The following is a 5,284-nucleotide window of genomic DNA, read 5'->3' as shown; positions in this document are numbered from 1 at the left end:
GTCTCCACACAATACACTCAAGTGCATACCGCAATCCATCAATATCTGTAGATTTATCAAGCTCAAATACAGATGGCATATGGTAAGCGTTCGTACCTTGCTCATACTGCTCGATAAACCATAAACGTTCCTGAGCAAAAGATAAAACACTCTCCTTTTGATCAAAAACAAATATTCTTTTATTTATAAAATCACTTTTGGAAAAAATTTTATTAAATATCAAGTAATTAAATATTTCAGGCTTGAACTTTACAATTAAATCTTTTAATTCATCACTTTTAAAACTATCAGATACAAATAATTTAATATTATCATTTTCAACCCATATAATTGAGTTATTCATTTTAAAGTCATTGACTAATCTTATTAAATTCATATCTCCCAAACCTCTCCTTTTATTTTAGTAGTGTTAAATAATATTTCTTTTAGATTTTCTATTGTTCTATGCTTAAACAAATCGGATACCCAAATATCACATTCAAATGCCTGACTCATCAAATGAGATACTTTTATAGCTGAAATCGAATTTCCTCCAATCTTAAAAAAGTCATCTTGTACTGAGATTTCCTCTAAACCTAATACCTCACCAAATATCTTAGCAATATTATATTCTATATCACTAAAATCTGTTTCAATCAATTTGATATTACCTAATGTCTCATTTTTATTCTTTTGAAAATCTAAAAACTTGAAATAATTCGTAAATCCAATTTGTATATCAAATCTTGATATACAAATATTTTTTTGATGGTTAGCTACTAATAAATTCTCTAGAATAACAGGAAATTCCTTGCTTAGAATTGAGTTTGAAGTTTTTCCACTTTTGGTTACACTATTTTCAATAAATTCTAACGCCGCTCCTGCATCAGAGATTTGATTTATGTTAACTGAAAGTATCGAATCAACATTGGAGTGTTTCCTATAACTTATCTCATCTAAATATAGATTTGCTGCAGTATATTCCATATTCCCCAATGAAGGCATTATACTTGTTAATGATGAGCAACTTACCAAATTATTTATAGGTACAAATTTGGCTAGTTTCAATAAATTTTCAATACCTATTACTTTAGGATTAAGAACTTGCTCAATATCATTATGGGTTTTATTATTTAAAGCACTTTGAGCAACAGTAACCGCAGTGTGTAAAACAACATTAATATTACTTATACAATTAATTTTTAGGATATCTTTTAAGACATTTGTGGCCTCAGAATCTCCAATATCAATAGCAGAGTAAATTATGTTATGTTTTGTTTGTCTTAAAACAGCGAGTCTATTTTTATAATCTTCTCTTAGGTTTGCCTCTATAGTACGGCCTATTAGAATAAGTGTACATTGATTATGATTATTTGATAAGTGCTTTGCATAGGCATACCCTAAAGCCCCTAATCCTCCTGTAATTAAAAAAGCAGAACTTTGATTACATATTTTATCTTTAACATCAATAATTTTTGCTTTCTTATAAGTTGGAGTCCAAAAGTACTTACCTCTTATTACAACTAACTCATTTTCTTTATTTTGCTCTAGAATAGATAACAGATAATCTTTATAATTATAATCTTTTGAAGATAAATCTATGTGAAACGTTTTAGTGTTTGAAGTAAAATATTCATATGGAATCGATTTTGTGACTCCATAAACAATAGAAGGCCTTTCTTTTAATAATTCAGAGCCAACAACCTCATAATTATCAAAAGATATTGAAATTATTTTTGGAATTTTAATACTTGTTTGCTTTGACCACTCGAATACATTCTTTAATGCAAAAATATCTAAAGCAGGATTCATAACATCAATACTTGATGATATGTAGATTATTAAATCTATTTCATCAATATTATTTTTCTTATCTAAAATTTTACTTATATGTGATTTATTATTAAAATCAAATATAAAATCAGCATCTATATCATTAGATAATTGATGAATTGCATAATTAGTATTATCATAATTATCTCTTAGGAGATTTAGTAATTCATAAGTCTCATCTTCTAATATCTTTTCATTAATCAGTATTAAAATATTTTTATACTTTATATTTTTAGAAAAATCCTTATTTTGTTTAATTACATCACTTCTTTCCCATGAGCGCTCATAACAAATATTTTCGAGTGAATTAAATGTTTTAGCATTCGGAAGATCACCTTTTTTTATCCAACAATCTTGATAATCGAATTGATAACGTGGAATATCTGTTATTAGTTTCGCTTCATTAAACAATTTAACGTCATTAGGATTATCAATAATTCCTGAGATCCAAAGTTTTGCTTTAATATCTTCACCAAATTCAATTTTTTGGTAATATTCATCACTCTCATTTACTTCTTTCGACGAAGGTAATAATTGCAAAGATTGTATCTTTTTATATTTATTAGCATTCTTATATTTATTTACAAATGAACTTAGTCCCTTCCCTACACCAACTTCAATAAAACTAACTTGATAATTATATTCCTTACTAAGTCTATCGATTCCTTTAGAAAACAATACTGTATTTCTGAGATGTCTGCACCAGTATGCCGCTGTACTAACTTCGTCCGTAGCAATTTCTCCTGTCAAATTAGAAACAAATACTTTGTTAGGTCTATTTAACTTAATTTGTTTAAATTCCTTTTCAAATTCTTTAGCTGCTTTTTCCATCATTTTTGAATGACCTGCATGAGAAGTCTTCAATCTAACCACAGGAATATTTTGTTTCTCTAATGTCTTTTGAAGTTTTTCAATACCTATTATTGTACCGGAAATCACAATATCTTCAACTGAATTAATTACTGCAATTTCACAATTGAATGATTCTACAATTTCTTTAATGACGTGTTCTTCAGCATTTACTGACAGCATACTTCCAGGCTCCATTAATTGCATTAACTTACTTCTTACAATCACAATTTTAATAGCATCTTCCAAATCAAATACTCCTGCTAAAGTTGCAGCAACATATTCTCCAAAGCTATGTCCAATATATGCATCTGCATGAACACCCAAATATTCTAAATACTTAGCTAAAGAATATTCAATAATAAATAATGAGATTGGAGTAAATTGAATTTCATTTATATCATAATTTAAAATATTTTCCAACGGATAAATTACCTGATAAAGATCAATCGCTAAAAATTTATTAGCTAAATCAATACATTTATCAATAATACATTTAATCTGTGGTTCATTGTCATATAGTCCCTTGGCCATTTGAGTATATTGAGCTCCTTGACCAGGAAACATGAAAACAATTTTACTATTCTCTTCAGCAGTAGTTTGTATATAAGATAAGTCTACATTTAACTTGCTAATCAATTCTTGCTTACTTGTAACTCTATATGCACTTCTATATTCAAAATGCTTTCTTTTCTCCTGTAAGGTAAATGCGATATTTTTTATATTCTCTACATCATCATCTTTATTTATTCCTTTTAAATATTCTATAAATAATTGTTTGTGATTTTCAAGTGATTTTCTACTTTTAGCAGAAAAAAGAATAATATAATTTTGAGTTACACACTTATTATCTAAAATAAATTGATTATTTTTAATTTTAATTGATTTTTCTTTGTCATAAATGTAATCTCCAATAATCAAATGTGCATTTGTACCTCCAATTCCAAATGAGCTAACCCCTGCTATTCTCTGTCTATTTGAATTGGCAATCCATTCCTTATTTTTTGTATTAATACTAAAAGTAGTTTTATTTAAATATAATTCCGGATTAATTATATTAAAATTAGTTTGTCCAGGGATTTCACTATTTTTCAACATGCTACATACTTTAAGTAAACCAGCTATACCTGCTGCAGAGTTAGTATGTCCAATGTTTGCTTTAACCGATCCTAAAATTGTATTTTTATCTATTTTTTTTTTCTTATCTATATTGTAAGTAAATGCTTCCCTAAGTGCTTGAATTTCTATTGGGTCTCCGATATTAGTTCCTGTTCCATGACATTCAACATAATCAACTTCATCTGATGTAATGCCTGCATTTATTTGAGCATTTATTATACATTCACTTTGACCTATTATAGAAGGAGCAGTGTATCCTATCTTTCGATCGCCATCATTATTTGTTGCATATCCTTTGATTACTCCTATTATATTATCATTATCTTTAATAGCATCTTCTAAACGCTTAAGCAAAACAACACCTACCCCTGAACCTCCAATTGTTCCAGATGCATCCGCATCGAAAGTCCTACAATGTCCATCTTTTGATAAAATCATGCCTTCGTTATATATATAACCAATTTGATCTGGCAACAATAAGGATACTCCTCCTGCCAAAACCATATCACATATACCTAATTGCAATTTTTGACATCCCTCAACAACGGAAACTAGGCTAGTAGAACAGGCGGTATTAATTGAATTAGCTGGTCCTGATAAACCCAGAAAAAATGCAGTTTTAGTTGTTAAAGCATCTTTACTATTTGAGGCTGCTACATCCCACACATTGATTTCATCAGCCATTTCACCTTTTAAAATATGATTATAGTAATAATCATTGCTTCCACTTCCCCCAATAACACCAGTAATAAAATCTTTATGATTATTACCATATCCTGATGCTTCTAAGGCAAACCAACAGTGTTCAATAAATTTACGGATTTGAGGATCAAGCTGTTTAGCTTCGTTTGGAGAAATACCCCAAAATAATGGGTCGAATAATTCAATATCCTCAATTAAACCTGCAACTGGAAGATAATTTTCATTTTCTAACAAAGTTTCTTTAATCCCTATATCTTTACATTCTTCTTTAGTAAAAAACTGAAGACCTTCCTTCTGATTTATAATTAGCTGCCAATAATCATCAAGGTTTTTTACGCCACTAAATTCACCTGAAACTCCAATAATAGCAATTTCATGATTACGATTTTTGCCAATACTATTTTGTAGTTTATAATTTGTTTGTTTATGATTATCTATACTAGAAATAAGTTTGGCAATTGTATCATTTTTAAATAAATCAGCAATACCAATATCTTTAAATTCTTTAAGCTTATTTAAATTTTGCTTTAGCTGAATACATAATATCGAATTACCACCTATCTTGAAGAAATTATCCGTTACTCCAACTCTGTCCAATCCAAGGACTTCTTCCCAGATACTGCAGATCGATCTCTCCAATTCCGTCCTTGGAGCTGTATAATCTTCCGATGATGAACTAAAATCAGGATCAGGCAAAGAACGTTTGTCCAGCTTGCCATTAATAGTCAATGGAAAAGAATCCATAACAACCAAAGCACCGGGAACCATATAATCAGGCAACAACCTGGATAACTCATCCAAA

The 5,284-nt window shown here is 29.1% G+C and carries 2 protein-coding genes; both read right to left on the bottom strand.

Annotation, left to right across the window (positions count from 1 at the left end):
- On the bottom strand, positions 1-343 hold a 343-nt coding region (locus tag ACN1CN_RS22385), incomplete at its 3' end, for a condensation domain-containing protein (RefSeq protein WP_419137859.1).
- Positions 344-372: 29 nt separating this feature from the next.
- On the bottom strand, positions 373-5,250 hold the full coding sequence (locus tag ACN1CN_RS22380) for a beta-ketoacyl synthase N-terminal-like domain-containing protein (RefSeq protein WP_419137857.1): 4,878 nt from the start codon (positions 5,248-5,250) through the stop codon (positions 373-375).
- Between the last annotated feature and the right edge of the window lie 34 nt (positions 5,251-5,284).

Source organism: Flavobacterium sp. T12S277 (assembly GCF_048514875.1).
Taxonomy (GTDB): Bacteria; Bacteroidota; Bacteroidia; order Flavobacteriales; family Flavobacteriaceae; genus Flavobacterium.
The sequence above is the reverse complement of the archived record's forward strand: the minus strand, read 5'-3'. Positions and strand labels throughout refer to the sequence as shown.

Coding starts and splice junctions, on each gene's coding strand:
- ACN1CN_RS22380 (WP_419137857.1), bottom strand. CDS start 5,250: ATGGTTCCCGGTGCTTTGGTTGTTATGGATTCTTTTCCATTGACTATT.